General features: G+C 75.0%; 14 protein-coding genes and 1 pseudogene. 4 read left to right on the top strand and 11 right to left on the bottom strand.

All coding sequences use genetic code 11. The features are described from left to right. The first annotated feature begins 58 nt into the window (after nt 1–58). On the top strand, nt 59–631 hold the full coding sequence (locus ACRYR2_RS05670) for a TIGR03086 family metal-binding protein (RefSeq protein WP_432561860.1): 573 nt from the start codon (nt 59–61) through the stop codon (nt 629–631). On the opposite strand, the gene rsgA is transcribed toward ACRYR2_RS05670, so the two are convergent. After that, nucleotides 622–1,710, bottom strand: coding sequence for a ribosome small subunit-dependent GTPase A (rsgA, locus tag ACRYR2_RS05665; protein WP_432561859.1), 1,089 nt, complete (start codon nt 1,708–1,710; stop codon nt 622–624). The genes ACRYR2_RS05670 and rsgA overlap by 10 nt on opposite strands. An 83-nt stretch (nt 1,711–1,793) precedes the next feature. Next, complete coding sequence (locus ACRYR2_RS05660; RefSeq protein ID WP_432561858.1) at nt 1,794–2,699, bottom strand: NADP-dependent oxidoreductase; 906 nt, start codon at nt 2,697–2,699, stop codon at nt 1,794–1,796. Nucleotides 2,700–2,786: 87 nt separating this feature from the next. On the opposite strand from ACRYR2_RS05660, the gene ACRYR2_RS05655 reads away from it, so the two are divergent. Then, on the top strand, nt 2,787–3,272 hold the full coding sequence (locus ACRYR2_RS05655) for a MarR family winged helix-turn-helix transcriptional regulator (protein WP_432561857.1): 486 nt from the start codon (nt 2,787–2,789) through the stop codon (nt 3,270–3,272). Nucleotides 3,273–3,338: 66 nt separating this feature from the next. On the opposite strand, the gene ACRYR2_RS05650 is transcribed toward ACRYR2_RS05655, so the two are convergent. Further along, a complete protein-coding gene (locus ACRYR2_RS05650; protein WP_432561856.1) occupies nt 3,339–3,953 on the bottom strand; it encodes an aldehyde dehydrogenase family protein in 615 nt (204 codons plus the stop codon). Then, complete coding sequence (locus ACRYR2_RS05645) at nt 3,946–5,298, bottom strand: aldehyde dehydrogenase family protein (RefSeq protein WP_432561855.1); 1,353 nt, start codon at nt 5,296–5,298, stop codon at nt 3,946–3,948. The genes ACRYR2_RS05650 and ACRYR2_RS05645 overlap by 8 nt, the downstream gene beginning before the upstream one ends. A 144-nt stretch (nt 5,299–5,442) precedes the next feature. Here ACRYR2_RS05645 and ACRYR2_RS05640 point away from each other — a divergent pair, with 144 nt between their 5' ends. Further along, complete coding sequence (locus tag ACRYR2_RS05640) at nt 5,443–7,020, top strand: PHP domain-containing protein (RefSeq protein WP_432561854.1); 1,578 nt, start codon at nt 5,443–5,445, stop codon at nt 7,018–7,020. A 20-nt stretch (nt 7,021–7,040) separates the two neighbouring features. Here the strand turns inward: ACRYR2_RS05640 and ACRYR2_RS05635 are convergent, their stop codons facing one another. From ACRYR2_RS05635 to ACRYR2_RS05625, 3 genes are read right to left on the bottom strand one after another with little or no spacing between them, the layout of a single operon-like run. Next, the gene (locus tag ACRYR2_RS05635; RefSeq protein WP_432561853.1) at nt 7,041–7,265 is read right to left on the bottom strand and encodes a helix-turn-helix domain-containing protein; all 225 of its coding nucleotides are present in this window, start codon (nt 7,263–7,265) and stop codon (nt 7,041–7,043) included. Next, nucleotides 7,262–7,921: a hypothetical protein gene (locus ACRYR2_RS05630; protein ID WP_432561852.1), complete on the bottom strand. Its 660-nt coding sequence runs from the start codon at nt 7,919–7,921 to the stop codon at nt 7,262–7,264. Before ACRYR2_RS05630 ends, ACRYR2_RS05635 begins: the two co-directional genes overlap by 4 nt. A gap of 45 nt (nt 7,922–7,966) precedes the next feature. Next, the gene (locus tag ACRYR2_RS05625) at nt 7,967–9,631 is read right to left on the bottom strand and encodes a phospho-sugar mutase (protein WP_432561851.1); all 1,665 of its coding nucleotides are present in this window, start codon (nt 9,629–9,631) and stop codon (nt 7,967–7,969) included. A gap of 30 nt (nt 9,632–9,661) precedes the next feature. Here ACRYR2_RS05625 and ACRYR2_RS05620 point away from each other — a divergent pair, with 30 nt between their 5' ends. Continuing rightward, entirely contained in the window at nt 9,662–10,681 is a 1,020-nt protein-coding gene (locus ACRYR2_RS05620; protein ID WP_432561850.1) for a CobW family GTP-binding protein, read from the top strand. Here ACRYR2_RS05620 and ACRYR2_RS05615 read toward each other — a convergent pair. The 4 genes and pseudogenes from ACRYR2_RS05615 to ACRYR2_RS05600 form a co-directional block, all read right to left on the bottom strand. Continuing rightward, complete coding sequence (locus ACRYR2_RS05615; protein ID WP_432562007.1) at nt 10,678–11,406, bottom strand: MMPL family transporter; 729 nt, start codon at nt 11,404–11,406, stop codon at nt 10,678–10,680. The genes ACRYR2_RS05620 and ACRYR2_RS05615 overlap by 4 nt on opposite strands. Before the next feature lie 306 nt (nt 11,407–11,712). Further along, nucleotides 11,713–12,771: pseudogene (locus ACRYR2_RS05610) on the bottom strand (MMPL family transporter); the annotation flags it as partial. Between the two features lie 97 nt (nt 12,772–12,868). After that, nucleotides 12,869–13,528, bottom strand: coding sequence for a response regulator (locus ACRYR2_RS05605; protein WP_432561849.1), 660 nt, complete (start codon nt 13,526–13,528; stop codon nt 12,869–12,871). Continuing rightward, on the bottom strand, nt 13,525–14,628 hold the full coding sequence (locus ACRYR2_RS05600) for a sensor histidine kinase (protein ID WP_432561848.1): 1,104 nt from the start codon (nt 14,626–14,628) through the stop codon (nt 13,525–13,527). The genes ACRYR2_RS05605 and ACRYR2_RS05600 overlap by 4 nt, the downstream gene beginning before the upstream one ends. Nucleotides 14,629–14,660 lie beyond the last annotated feature (32 nt).

The raw sequence follows: 14,660 nt of genomic DNA, 5'->3' as shown, positions 1-14,660 counted from the left end.
TCGAGGATCGCACGAGAACATGACAGGAGGTGTCGTGTTCTACGGGGAGAGTGCCTCCATGACCGATCCCCGGACCGACATGTTCCGCGCCGCCGACCTCGCCGGCCTCGTCCTGACCGCCGTTCCGCACGACGCCCACGACCGCCCCACGCCCTGCCGGGAGTGGACCGTCCGCGACCTGCTCGGCCACCTCGTCGCCGTCACGGCGCGGGTGGCGCACATCGCCCGCGGTGGCCACCCGTCCGACCTGCCGACCGTGCTGGCGGCCGAACCGGCCGAGGGTTTCGCCACGGCCTACCGCTCGGGCGTGGCCGGCGTCCGCGACGCGTGGGCGGAGGACTCCGTCCTGACCCGCACCGTGCACCACCCGGCGGGTGACATGCCGGGGGCGGCCGGTGCGGCGATCTACGCGCAGGAGTTCGCCACCCACGCCGTCGACCTGGCCGTCGCGATCGACCGCACCGACCTGCTCGACGAGGAGTTCCTCGCCGGTGTCCTCGAGGTCGCGCTGCGGGTCGTGCCCGCGCACCGGCCCGGCTTCCCGTTCGCCCCGCCGGTGGCGGTTCCGCAGGACGCGCCCGTGCACGTCCGGCTGGCGGCCTGGCTGGGCCGCGACCTGGTTCAGGTGTAGCGGTTCCGGTTCGCCTTGGCGATCTTCTTCCACTCGCGCCGTCGCTCGGCGGCCAGCCGGGCGTCGGTGCGGGTGGCGAACCACGCCTGCTCCCGTTCCAGCCGCCGGTAGCTGTCCAGCCGGCGTCGCTCGAACACCCCGGCGTCGATGGCGGCCAGCACGGCGCACCCGGGTTCGCTGGTGTGCGAGCAGTCGGAGAACCGGCAGTCGACGGCGACCTCCTCGACGTCGGCGAACGTCCGGTCCAGGCCGTCGCCGACCTCGGCCAGGCCCAGGGTCCGCAGGCCCGGGGTGTCGACGAGCACGAGGCCACCGGGCACGGGCACGAGTTCCCGGGTCACCGTGGTGTGCCGGCCCTTGCCGTCGACCGAGCGCACGGCACCGACGGCGAAGCGGTCCCGGCCCAGCAGGGCGTTCGCCAGCGTCGACTTCCCGGCGCCGGAGGAGCCGATGAGCACGACGGTGCCGCGCAGCACGTCGCGCAGTTCCTCGACGCCGACCGGTCCGTCGCCGCCGGTGCTGCTCACCGCGACCACCTCCACGCCGACGGCGTCGGCGCGGACCCGCTGCAGCACCTCCTGCAGCGCCTCCTGCCCGAGCAGGTCGGACTTGGTGACCGCCACCACCGGGGTGGCGCCGGAGTTCCAGGCCAGGGCCAGGAAACGTTCCACCCGCCCGAGGGTCGTGCGTGAATCGGCGCCGATGACCACCACGACGGTGTCGACGTTCGCCGCCAGCTGGTGCTCGTGCGACCGTCCCGTGACCGAGGCCCGGGCGAGCACCGTGCGGCGGGGGACGACGCCGACGATCCGGGCGCCCTCGGGTTCGTCCAGCGACAACCCCACCCAGTCGCCGGTGGTGGGTTCGGGAACGAGGTGGCCCGCGGGGGTCTCCACGCGCTGCGGGCCCAGCGGCGTCTCCACGTCGCAGGCGCCGCGGTGCACCTGGACCACCCGTGCGGGCAGCAGGTGCCGGTCGGCCCAGCCGGAGGCGTCGTGGAACCTCGCCCACCGCACGGCCCAGTCCTCGTCCCAGCCGAGCCGCACCAGCGGGTCGGCCGGGTTCGCTTCGGTCAGCACGCGACGAGGCTAGGTTTCCCCCGCCCCGGGCGGCGAGGGGTTTTCCCCGGCCACCCACCCACCCGGTGGGGAGGGAGGAGGGGTCACAGGGTGACCACGACGCGGCCGCGGAACCGGCCGGCCTCCCCGTCGGCGTGGACGGCGGCCAGGTCCGCGAGCGGGCGCCGGTCGGAGACGTCGAGCACGAGTTCACCGGCGTCGACCGCCTTGACGAGGTCGCTCAGCTGGGCGGTGTCGTTGCGGACGTAGAGGACCTTCCAGTGCACCTCGCGGGCCTCGTCGTCGGTCAGCGGCAGCGGGGGAGCGCTGACGGCGGTGCCGCCGTCGCGGACCAGGTCGGTCAGCCGGCTGAGGTCCGCGGGGTCGCCGGAGACGTTGTTGAACAGCAGGTCGACCGGTTCGGTCAGGGCGTCGGCGAGCGCCGTGGTCGTGTAGTCGATCACCTCGTCGGCGCCGCGGGCCTGCACGGCCGCCCGGCTGCGGGCGCTGGCGGTGGCGATCACGTGCGCGCCGGCGCGCTTGGCGAGCTGGACGGCGAAACCGCCGACGCCGCCACCGGCGCCGTTGACCAGCACCCGCTGCCCGGCGCGCAGACCACCGTGCTCGAACAGGCCCTGGTGGGCGGTCAGGCCGGCGACGGGCAGCACCGCGGCGTCGGCCAGCGGCACCGACCGCGGAGCGGGCACGAGCAGTTCGCGGGGGACGGCGGCGAACTCGGCGGCGCCGCCGCCGACCGGGACGCCGAGGAAGGCGATGACCCGTTCGCCGGTCCCCTCGACGGTGCCGGAGACCTCCAGGCCGGGGGTGTAGGGCAGCTCGACGGGGATCAGTCCGGTCATGACGCCCGAGCGGATGGCGGCGTCGACGTTGTTGAAGGTCGTGCCGGCCACCCGGACGAGGACCTCGCCGGCGGTGGGGACGGGGGGTTCGACCTCGGAGACCTGCAGGACGTCGGGGGTGCCGAAGCGGGTGATCTGAACGGTGCGCACGGTGTCTCCTCCTGGGAAAGTGCTCCGAATTCGAAGCATGTGGAGAGAGTAGAGCTGCTTCGAATTCGACGCAAGTACCCTGGGGGCATGAACCGGTCGGGATTGAGCGAGCAGCAGCTGCAGGCGTACTTCACGCTCACCGAGGTCGGGAACCTGCTCGAGCAGGCGGTCAGCAGCCAGCTGCGCGCCGACGGGGACCTCAGTCCCGTGCAGTTCGCCGTCCTGGCCACGCTGGGAACGTCGGACGCGACCTACCGCATGACGGACCTGGCCGATCGGATCGTCTACAGCCGCAGCGGTTTCAGCTACCAGGCGGGACAGCTGGAGAAGCGCGGGCTCATCGCGCGGGAACCCTCACCGCAGGACGAGCGCAGCACCCTCGTGACCATCACGGCGGCCGGCCGGGAGTTGCTGGCGCGGGTCATGCCCGGGCACGTCGACGTCGTGCGCGGGGTGCTGTTCGAGGCCATGCCGGACGGGGACGTCGCGGTGCTGCAGGGCGTGCTGGGGCCCGTGCGCGACCGGCTGCGCGCCGCCCCGCCGCGCTCGGCCCGGCCGCGCCGACGATCGTGAGGGGACCGTTGACGCAGCAGGCCGGTAGGTCCGGCCCGCTGCGTCAACGGTCCCCTCACGATCGCTTCAGACGGGACGGGTGGCGCCGGCGAACAGGGCGCCGACGAGTTCCAGGTCGCCGAGGTCGGCCAGCCCGGGGTGCGGCGCCAGCACGCGCGTCCCCGCCTCGGCGCACGCCAGCCGCAGGTCGGCGTCGAAGTCCTCGGCGGCCGCGCGGGCGTCGAGCAGGGCCACCGTCGTGGCCAGCTCGCGCACGGTGGCGGGGTCGCGGGCCACGATCGTCACGGCCGCGGCGGGGAACTCCGCCGCGATGACGTCGATGAGCGAGCCCACGGCCGCGGACTCGTGGGCCACGACGCAGCGGGCGCCCGCGGCCAGGGCCGAGCACACCGCCCGGGCGGCGCCGAGGAACTCCCCGGGAGGCAGGATCGCCACCGGGGGCGGCCGCCGGCCGCCCGCGGCGACGGGCAGCAGCAGGTCGAGCTTGTCGGCCCAGCCGGCCCAGCGCACGATCGTGTCGACGCAGCCGTCGACCTGCGCCACGGCCTCGGAGATCCGGCAGCCGTGCGCGCGCCGGACCTGCTCGACGAAGCGGTTGCGGTCGGCCTCGACCTCCGAGGCGGCCGCCAGCAGCGCCCGGCCGCGGCGGGCCGCGCCCTGGGCGCCGGCCGGCTCAGGCACGGCAGGCCCGCAGCAGGTCCAGGGCGTCCCGGCGCGGATCCGGCGGGGCGGGGACCTCCGCGCCCAGTTCGCCGCCCCACACCGTCACCGACCCGGCGCCGGCCAGCTGGTTGAGGGCGTCCTCGGTCGAGCGGACCGTGCGCACGCCGAGGACGGGACCGGGCGGTGGCCAGGCGCTGTGCCGGCCGATCGTCGCCATCCCCGGGGGAGCCCACCAGCCGCCCTCGGGCAACCCCGGCGGCAACCCCGCGGTGGCGTCCAGCACCTCCCGCGCGGCGCGGGCCAGGTGCGGCGTCGGGACCGGGCCGACGGCGGTGGCGCGGTCCAGCGGATGACCCGTGCGCAGCCGGGCCACGACCGGCGAGGCCCGGGCCACCAGCGCGTCGGCGACGGAGCGGACGACGAGCACGCGGGAGCCGCCGGGACGTTCGTGCGCCCCGCCGACGGCCGCCTCGACCAGCGCCGCCGCCACCGCCTCCAGGTCGGCCGAGGGCAGCACGACGTCCACGTGCGGGGCGTCGACCCGTTGCAGCAGCGGGGTTCCGCTGTGCGCCAGCGCCACCCCGACCCCCCGCAGGTCCTCGACCGAACCGTCCGCGCGGACCGCGACGAGTTCGGGGTGCGACCACAGTGCCGCGTCGGCCGCGGCGTCGGCGCCCGGAGCCGAGCGCACCAGGCCCGCGGGCACGCCCGCCTCCTCCACCAGCCGGACGATCTGGCGGGCGCTCGCGGCGGCGGCCGGCCGGGCGCGCAGGACGACCCCGCAGCCCGTCACCAGCGCGGCCACCACGGCGCTGAGGGCGTCCGCGGTGCTCGTGCGCCACGTCGTCAGGACCGCCACGACACCGCCGCCGGGTCGGTGGGCGGCGCCGACCGCGGGCAGCTTGTCGGCCCAGCCGGCGGCGGAGAACGCGGCGGCGTGGGCGGCCGGGGCGTCGACGGTGAAACCGGCGGCCAGGGGACGGCCGGTGGTCAGCGCGGCCGTGACGGCCAGGGCGCGGACGTGGTCGGCCAGGACGTCGGCGACGGCGAACAGGAACCTGGCCCGGTCCTCGGGGGACAGCCACGCCCAGTCGCTGCGGCTGGTCGCCGCGACGGCCGAGGCGATGTCGCCCACCAGCTCCGGGCCGGTGTCCTCGACCTGCAGCAGCCGCTCGCCCGTCGTGGGGGCCAGGACGTCGAGCAGCTCGCCCGGCACCGGTCCTCGTCCGTCGGCGTGGCCCGCGGGCCCGTCGGCCAGGACGACGGCCGGGACCTCGTCGGGCAGGGACGGGAAGGGGCCGGGGTCGGGCTGGGACACGGCGGCGAGGGAGTCGGCGGCGGCGGGCAGGTCGAGCGTGGTCACACGCAGCGGGGACTCCCGCGGGGCCGACAGCCCCGCGACAGTGTCCGGTAGCGAGGTACTCACGACGAGTGAGTCTACTGAGACATCCGTGGTCTGAGAGGGGCGTTCGCGCAGCCGCTGAACGGCCCTGGCAGGGTGGGCGTCGTGCACCCCCACCCGCACACCCATGCGCACTCCCAGGAACCGCACTCCCACGAGCCCACCCCGCTGCCGCCCGACCCGGTCAGCTCCGAGGGCGACGACCGGCAGTTCGCCTGGTACGCCGGGGACCACCACATCCACACGACGTTCTCCCGCGACGCCATGTACTCCGTCGACGACCAGGTCCGCCGGGCCTCCGAGTGCGGGCTGGACTGGATGGTCATCACCGACCACGGCGGCCCCGACCACGCCAAGCAGTCCGTCGCCCTGCAGACCCCGCTCATCGCGGCGGCCCGCGAGCAGCACGACGTCCTGGTCTTCCAGGGCATGGAGTGGAACATCCCCGGCGCCGAGCACGCGACGTTCATCGCGCCCGACCACGAGGACACCCCGGACCTGCTCGAACGCTTCGAACGGCGCTTCGACGGCGACGTCCTGGGCGCCCGGCAGAACCCGCACGGCCCGCGGGCCATCGCCGACTCCGTCGAGGGCGGCCCGGTCGCCGAGCAGCTGGGCCTGGACGCGCTGGCCTGGCTGGTGGAGGAACTGCGCACCGGCACGGTGGGGGAGGCCCTCGTCCTGTCCAACCACCCCATGCGCACCGGCCGGGTCTCGCCCTCGAAGGTGCGCGGCTGGCGCGACGCCGCGCCCGGGGTGTTCATCGGCTGGGAGGGCGCGCCCGGTCACCAGGCCGCGGCGCTGCCGGCCCCGCTGGGACGCGGGCGCGGGCGCGGGCAGTACGACGAGTCCCCGGGCAGGTGGTCCTTCCCGGGCTACGACCTCGACCAGTACCGCACCTGGGGTGGTTTCGACGCCGCGACCGCGCGGATGGGCGGGTTGTGGGACTCGCTGCTGGCCGAGGGGTTGCCGTGGTGGATCACCGCGAACTCCGACAACCACTTCGACATCGGCGACACCTGGGTGGCCGGGAACCTCTCCCTGGACCACTACCGCGAGCACGGTTCGCGCGGTGAACCCGTCGACACCGGCGTCGTGCAGCACGGGTACGTCGACTTCGCCCCGGGTTTCTACTCCCGCACCTGCGTGGGTTCACCCTCGCGCGACTACCGCTCGGTCATGGCCGCCCTGCGGGGCGGCCGGATCTTCGTCGTCCACGGTGGGCTGGTGAAGGCCGTCGAGGGGCGGGTGCGCACCGGTCCCGGGCCCGGGGTGACGTTCGGCGCCCGCACCACCGTCGAACGCGGCGGCGACGTGGAGGTCGAACTCACCGTCGATCCCGCCACCGAACCCAACGGCAGCGGGCAGGTTCCCCGCTCGGCGCGCTGGGACGTCATCGTCGGCACCGTCACCGGACGGGTCGCCGACGTCGACCGGGACCTGTTCGAGGCGCCCGGAACCCGGGTCGTGGAGAGCTTCGAGGTGCCCGCCCACGCCTCGGGCCGGCAGGTGTTCCGCACCGTCCTGCGCGGGGTGGCCGACCCGCTGTACGTCCGGTTCCGGGGCAGCGACGGCCGGCACGCCGACGCCGACGGGCACCCGCGCGTCGACCGGATCGGCGACGCCGACCCCTGGGACGACCTGTGGTGCTACACCAACCCGGTGTTCGTCGACGTGCGCTGACCTGCGAGCATCCCCAGGGGTCAGGCGCCGCGCACGCTGAACAGGTCCCCCGGCTGGCAGTGCAGGACGTCGCAGATCGCGGTCAGCGTGGAGAACCGCACGGCCCGGGCCCGGTCGTCCTCCAGGACCGACAGGTCCACCACCGTCACCCCCACGCGCGCCGCCAGTTCCACCAGCGTCATGCCGCGCTCGGCCAGCAACCGGTCCAGGTGGCAGACCACCCGGTGCGCAGCGTCGTCGCTCACACCAGCCCCTCGACGTCGTCCTGCAGCGTGCGCCCCTGGCGCAGGGCTCCGGCCAGGAGCAGCAGCAGGAGGGCGAACAGCAGCGACGTGTGGACGGGCAGACCCCGGGACGGGGACCAGTCGCCGGTCATGCCCAGCCGTCGCAGCGCCAGTTCCGTCGCCAGGACGGGCAGCCAGGGTGCGACGTGGCCGGCGACCAGGACGGCGGCGGCGATGCCGCGCAGCCGTCGCGGGTTGCCGCGGTCGAACGGCTCACCCGCCGCGAAGCTGCGCAGCAGCGGCGCCAGCCACAGCGCGGCCGCCCCGACGCACAACCAGACCAGCGGGGTCTGCCCGTGGGCGAGGCCGCGTTCGAGCCACGACCCCGGGTGCAGGACCAGCACCGGATCCGAGGTCGGCATCGTCCGGACCTCGACGCCCGCGGGCACCGGCGGGTCGACCACCAGCCCGTCGACGGCAGCCCCGGCGTCGCCGAGGGGACGGACGGGTTGCTCCGTCGCCGTCCCCGACGGGGCGACGAGGAGCCAGGTCCCCACGACGACGCACCACCAGCCGATGCGCCCGGCGAAGAAGCCGCACAACGCCATGACGTGCGGGCGCAGGTGGACGCCGAACCGCCGCGCGACCCGCGGAGCCGTCGACGGTCGATGTGCCATGCCGAGAGCGTGGCGCATCGACTGTCGCTGCGTCCCGGAAAGGCCTCAGTCCATCCCGGTGGCCGCCCGCACGTCCCGCGTGACGGCGGCCAGGCGCTCGCGGGCCACCCCCCGGACGTCCTCGAGCGGTCCGTCCACGTCCGCGACGACCTCGCAGTAGCACTTCAGCTTCGGCTCGGTCCCGCTGGGCCGGACGACGACGCGGGTGCCGTCGGCGGTGCGGAACCGCAGCCCGTCCGTCGGCGGGAGACCGTCCAGCCCGTCGGCGAGGTCCTCGACCGACGTCACGGCCGACCCGCCGAGGGAGGCGGGTGGGTCCTGGCGCAGCCGGGTCATCGCCGCCCCGATGAGCGAGAGGTCCTGCACCCGCAGCGTCACCGGCGCGGTCAGGTGCACCCCGTCGGCGCGGTCGAGGTCGGCCAGCACGTCGTGCAGGGTGCGCCCGGCGGCCAGCTCGCGGCGCACGATCCCGGCCACCAGCAGCGAGGCGGAGATCCCGTCCTTGTCGCGCACCACGTCGGGGGCGACGCAGTAGCCGATCGCCTCCTCGTAGCCGAACGTCAGCCCGGGAACGCGGGCGATCCACTTGAACCCGGTGAGCGCGGAGGCGAACCGGGCGCCGCGCCGGGCGGCGATCCGCTGCAGGGCCTGCGAGCTCACCACCGAGCACGCCAGCACGGCCCCCGGGCCGGCCAGCTCCTCGCCCAGCACCCGGCCCAGCTGGTCCCCGGACAGCTGCACGAAGCCGTCCGGGCCGGGCACCGCGACGCAGCACCGGTCCGCGTCCGGGTCCACCGCCAGCACCACGTCGGCCCCCACCCGGACGGCGAGCTCGACCGCACGGTCCAGGGCGCCGGGTTCCTCCGGGTTCGGGAACGGCACGGTCGGGAACCCCGGATCCGGCTCGGCTTGCTCGGCGACCTCGTGCACGTCGGTGAACCCGTTGCGCCGCAGCGCCTCGGTCAGGACCGGGCCACCGACGCCGTGCATCGCGGTGACGACGATCCGCGGGTTCGGCCCGGGGGCCGGGGACACCGCGTCGCCGATCGCGGCCAGGTACTCCTGGACCACCTCCTCGCCCAGGACCGTCCACCCGCCGGCCGCCCGCGGCAGGTCGGCGAGCGGGCCGACCGCGGCGATCCGCTCGGCGATCTCGGCGTCGACCGGTGGCACGATCTGCACCCCGCGCCCCTCGGGCCCGCTCGCGCGACCACCGAGGTAGACCTTGTAGCCGTTGTCGCGCGCCGGGTTGTGGCTCGCGGTGACCATCACCCCCGCGTCGGCGTCGAAGCGGCGGACCGCGAACGCCAGGACGGGCGTCGGCAGCGGCCGCGGCAGCAGCAGCACCTCGCACCCGGCGGCGAGCAGGACGGCCGCGGAGTCGTCGGCGAACTCGCGCGACCCGTGCCGGGCGTCCAGGCCGATCACGACCCGCGGCCGCTCGAACCGGGCGGTCAGCCACGCCCCGAGACCGGCCGCGGCGCGCTGCACGACGGCCCGGTTCATCCGGTGCTCACCGGCGCCGACGACGCCGCGCAGCCCGGCCGTGCCGAACTCCAGCGGACCCGAGAACCGCTCCGCGAGGTCGTCGAGCGCGGTCTGCGAGCCGCCCTCGGCGTCGCTCAGCAACTGCTGCAGGGTCTGCCGGTCGTGGGGTTCGGGATCGTCCGCGATCCAGGTGCGGACACGGTCGAACAGGGCATCGTTCACCTCACCAGCCTACGAGCCGTCCGTGCGACGATGACGGGCGTGAGCATCCCCGTGGTGGTCCTGGCCGGGTTCCTCGGCGCCGGGAAGACGACGGTCCTCAACCAGCTGCTGCGCTCGGCCTCCGACGTGCGGCTCGGGGTCATCGTCAACGACTTCGGCTCCGTCGGCATCGACTCGCTGCTGGTGGCCGGCTGGGCCGACAGCACCGTCTCGCTGGAGAACGGCTGCCTGTGCTGCTCCACCGACGACGGCAGCATCGACGAACTGCTGACGAGGCTGACCGCCCCCCGCCGCCGCGGACCCGGCCTGGACGCGGTGCTCATCGAGGCCAGCGGGGTGGCCGAGCCGGCCGCGATGGTCCGGCAGGTCCTGACCAGCACCGTGCCCGGGATCGCCTACGGCGGGCTCGTGGTGGCCGTCGACGCCGTCGAGTTCGAGACGACGAGGTTGCGGCACACCGAACTGGACGACCACGTCGCCATGGCCGACGTCGTCCTGCTCACCAAGACCGACCTGGTGGACGAGCAGGAGGCGGCACGGATCGCCGCGGTGTGCCGCCGGCTCAACGCCTGGGCCCCGGTCGTCCCCGCCGCCCGCGGGCAGCTGGACCCGCGGTTGCTGTTCGAGCCCAGGCCCGTCCAGCAACGGCAACTGGCCCTGGGTGAGACCGTCCCCGAGGATCACGGGACGCACCTGCACTCCATGTACGACGCCGTGGAGTTCCGCAGCGACACCCCGCTGGACCCCCGCCGCTTCGTGCGGTTCCTCGACGGCCGCCCCTCCGGGGTGTTCCGGATGAAGGGTTTCGTCCGGTTCGCCGTCGAGGGTTTCGACCAGCGGTACCTGCTGCACACCGTCGGTGCCGCGGTGCGGTTCGAACGGGGCAGCTGGCCGCGGGGTTCGGCCCGGGTCACCGAACTCGTCCTCATCGGCGCCGGGCTGGACGAGGAGCGGTTGCGCGAGGCGTTGCAGGAGTGCGTGCACGACGGGCCGCTGCTCGAGGACGAGATGGCGATGATGGGGGTGCTGCGCAGCACCGAGAACGCCTAGACCTTCGTGCTGATCCGGTGCCGCCCGGCGGCCTCCGGCCGCCGGGCCCACGGGTGCCACCAGTTCGCCCGGCCCAGCCCGGCGACGAGGGCGGGAGCCAGGACCCCGCGCACCAGGGTCGCGTCGAGGATGATGCCCAGGGCCAGCGCGGTCGCCATGATCTTCACGTCGGTCGCGGGCACGCGGGACAGCGAGATGAACGCCAGGAACAGGATGAGCGCGGCGGAACTGACCAGCCGCCCGGTGCGGGCGACCCCGTCGACCGTGGCCCGGTCGGTGTCGCCGGTGGCGTCGTACTCCTCCCGGATCCGGGAGAGCAGGAACACCTCGTAGTCCATCGACAACCCGAACAGGAACGAGAACACCGCGATCGGGACCCACGTCGTGAGGGAACCCGACGCGATCTGCCCGAACAGGACCTCGGTGGCGAAGCCCTCCTGCCAGATCAGGACGGTGACGCCGTAGGCGGCGGCCAGCGACAGGACGTTCAGCAGCAACGCCTTCAACGGCAGCACGACCGAGCGCAGGGCCACCGCGAGCAGCACGAACGTGACGACCACGATGAGCGAGACGACCCACCACGCGTTGCCGTAGACCGCCTCGAGGAAGTCGGCGTCCTGCACCGGAACTCCGCCGACCCCCGCGCCCAGGTCCTCGGCCGTCTCGCGCACCAGCGCCACGGTGCCGACCCCGGCCGCCGAACTCGACTCGGCCGCGCTCCACACCTGCACGATCGAGGAACCACCGGCCGTCCAGTCCGCGGGGGCCACCACCCCGGCGACCCCGTCCAGGCCCCGCACCGCGGCCACGACCGCGTCCGGATCGTCGGTGACGACCTCCACCGGCGAGGTCAGGCCGTTCCCGATGCCGCTGTCCTGCAACCGCAGCACGGCCTGCGCGGCGGGGCCACCGGTCGAGGCGAGGGAGGCGTCGCTGGGCGAACCCAGCCGCAGGCCCAGCACGGGGAAGGCCAGCGCCAGCAGCGCCGCCGTCGACAGCGCGGCGGCGATCCAGCGGTGCCGCACCACGAGACCGCCCAGGCGCCGCCAGCTGCGCGAGTCCGGCGACGTGGTCCGCCGGTGCGGCCAGTCCAGCCGGCGACCGGCCACGGCCAGCAGCGCCGGCAGCAGCGTCAGCGACGAGACGACGCTGACCAGCGGGATGAGCAGCCCGGTGAACCCGACGCTGCGCAGGAACGGCACCGGCAGCGCGATGAGCGCGGCCAGGCTGATCGCCACGGTCAGCCCGGAGAACATCACCGACCGGCCCGCGGTCGCCATGGCCCGTTCGACGGCCTCCCGGGCCTCGAAACCGTGGCCGAGTTCCTCGCGCCAGCGGGTCACCAGCAGCAGGGCGTAGTCGATCGCGACGCCCAGGCCGATGAGTGCGAGCAGGAACTGCACGATGAACGAGATGTCGGTGATCCCGGTCAGCCCTCACACGACGGCGAACGTCGTCAGGATCGAGGCGGCCGCCACCAGCAGCGGCATGACGGCCAGCGCCGAACCGAACACCAGCAGCAGCACGACCAGCGCACCGACGGCCCCGAACAGCGTTTCGGCCAGCACGTCCGCGCCGCCCGACTCGGCACCCTGCCCCGCGATCAGCGCATCCGCACCCGTCACCGCGACCGGCGTCCCGTTCGCGCTGAACTGCCCCGCGAGGCCCTCCAGCGCAGGGAGTGCGGCGACGTAGCCGTCCGGCCCCGGAACCGGCTGCGGGTACACGACGACCACCCCGAGCCGGCCGTCCTGGGCGAGCAGTTCCGGTTCGGTCGCGAACGAGGCCGTCCGCGATCCGGGCAGGGCCCGGGCGACGGCGTCGGTCACGGGCCGGGCGGCCGCGGGGTCGACCGCCGCCGACCCGTCGCCGACGACGAGCAGGACCGGGGCCCGGTCCCCACCGGACCCGAACTCCTCGCTGATCGTCAGGTTCGTCTCGTACCCGGGCTGGCCGGGGAGGCTGAAGTCGTACGTGAGCGCGTCCGTCGCCCGCGGGGCCGCGAACGCGCCGAAGGCGGTCAGGACGAGCCAGACGGCGATGACCCACCAGCGGTGGGCGACGACGGTGCGGGCCAGGGACGTGAGCACCCGCCCATCGTGCGTGGGCCGGGTGCCGGGCGGCATCGTCCGCACGTCGCGGGGTCGGCTGCTGCCGTACGCCTCGAGGCGACACGACCCGCGCCGGCTATCGACGCCCCGGCGCCACCAGCCCGCTCTCGTACGCCAGCACGACCAGCTGCGCGCGGTCGCGCAGCCCCAGCCGCCCGAGGATCCGGCTGACGTGGGTGCGGGCGGTGGCGTGCGTGATGTCGAGGGCCGCGGCGATCTCGGCGTTGGACGCCCCCGTCGCCACCAGCCGGACGATCTCCAGCTGCCGGCCGGTGAGCTCGGCCAGCGCGCCCGCCACCGGGCTCGGCGCCGGACCGGTCGCGAACGCCTCGATCAGCCGGCGCGTCACCGACGGCGACAGCAGCGCCTCGCCCGCGACGACCGTGCGCACCGCGCGCAGCAGGTCGGCCGGTTCGGTGTCCTTGACGAGGAACCCGCTGGCACCCCCGCGCAGCGCCGCGAAGACGTACTCGTCGAGTTCGAAGGTCGTGAGGATGACGACGCGGCAGCCGGCCAGGTCGGGATCGCCGGTGATGCGGCGGGTGGCCTCCAGGCCGTCGGTGCCCGGCATCCGCACGTCCATCAGCACCAGGTCGGGGCGCTCGCGACGGGTGAGCGCCACCGCCTCCTCCCCGTCGGCCGCCTCCAGGACCTCGACGTCGGGTTCGTCCTCGAGGATCAGCCGGAAACCGGCCCGGACCAGCGCCTGGTCGTCGGCCAGCAGCACCCGGATCACGGGCGGCCGCCGATCGGCAGGTCGGCCGTGACGGTCACACCGGACGGCGAGTCGCGGACCTGCACCCGGCCACCCACCGCGGCGGCGCGTTCGCCCATCCCGCGCACCCCGTTGCCGGCCGGCCGCCCGCCGGTTCCCCGCCCGTCGTCGCTCACCCGCAGGCGCAGCCGGTCACCGTCGGCGCGCACCTCGACGTCGACGGTGCGGGCGCCGGCGTGGCGGACGGTGTTCGTCAGGGCCTCCTGGACGATCCGGTAGGCCACGAGCTCGACGTCGGCGGCGGCGTGCGCGGGCTGAGGGGTGAACCGCACGCGCAGTCCCGTCGCCCGGACCCCCTCGAGGAGGCGTTCCAGGTCGGCCAGCCCGGGGCCGGGGTCGTCGGCGTCCCGCCAGCTGTCGACGTCGCGCATGACGCCGAGCACCTCCCGCAGCCGCGTGAGGGCCTCCCGGCTGGCGACGTTCACCGCCCGCAGCGCGTCCTGGGCGCGGTCGGGGTTCCCGGAGTGCAGCGCCGCCCCGGACTGCACGGCGATGAGGGAGATCTGGTGGGCCAGGACGTCGTGCAGTTCGCGCGCGATGCGCAGCCGTTCGGTGCCGGCGGCCGCGCGGGCGCGTTCCTCGGCGGCCTCCAGCCGCAGCCGCCGGGCCCGGCCGGCCTCGCCCAGCGCGGCCGTCACCAGCAGCATCCCGGTGAGTCCGACCAGGTCGGCCGGTGGTTCGGGGCGGTCGGCCAGCAGCGAGGCCACCAGCGCGAGGCTGGTCGCGAACGCCACGACGGCCACGATCCACAGCACGCGGCTGGTCTGCGCGACGGTGTAGAGGGTCAGGAAGAACGCCACACCCATCGGGTTGCCCGGGAAACCCGACGGGTAGTAGGTCAGCGCCGCCGCGAAGGTCAGCACGAGCGCCGGAACCGGGTACCGGCGGCGCACCGCCAGGCCCACGGCCGCGACGAGGACGAGCACCCATCCCCACGGCCACGGTTCCCGGGTGGGGTGCGGCTCCCGCACGACCACGCAGGCCACGAGCAGCACGACGCCGCCGAGGGCGTCCTGCAGCAGCGGGTTGCGCCACGAGGTCCTCCCACGCAGGGCGTGCACGCGGGTGACGGTACCGGGCGGGACGCCGGCGT

The organism is Kineococcus deserti (genome assembly GCF_050871945.1).
GTDB lineage: Bacteria > Actinomycetota > Actinomycetes > Actinomycetales > Kineococcaceae > Kineococcus.
Note: the sequence above shows the minus strand (reverse complement) of the source record. Positions and strands in the feature narration are given on the sequence as shown.

Bases quoted from the DNA above. Each gene is read 5' to 3' on its own strand.
- ACRYR2_RS05670 (WP_432561860.1), top strand. From the start codon at position 59: ATGACCGATCCCCGGACCGACATGTTCCGCGCCGCCGACCTCGCCGGC.
- ACRYR2_RS05655 (WP_432561857.1), top strand. From the start codon at position 2,787: ATGAACCGGTCGGGATTGAGCGAGCAGCAGCTGCAGGCGTACTTCACG.
- ACRYR2_RS05620 (WP_432561850.1), top strand. From the start codon at position 9,662: ATGACGGGCGTGAGCATCCCCGTGGTGGTCCTGGCCGGGTTCCTCGGC.
- ACRYR2_RS05630 (WP_432561852.1), bottom strand. From the start codon at position 7,921: ATGGCACATCGACCGTCGACGGCTCCGCGGGTCGCGCGGCGGTTCGGC.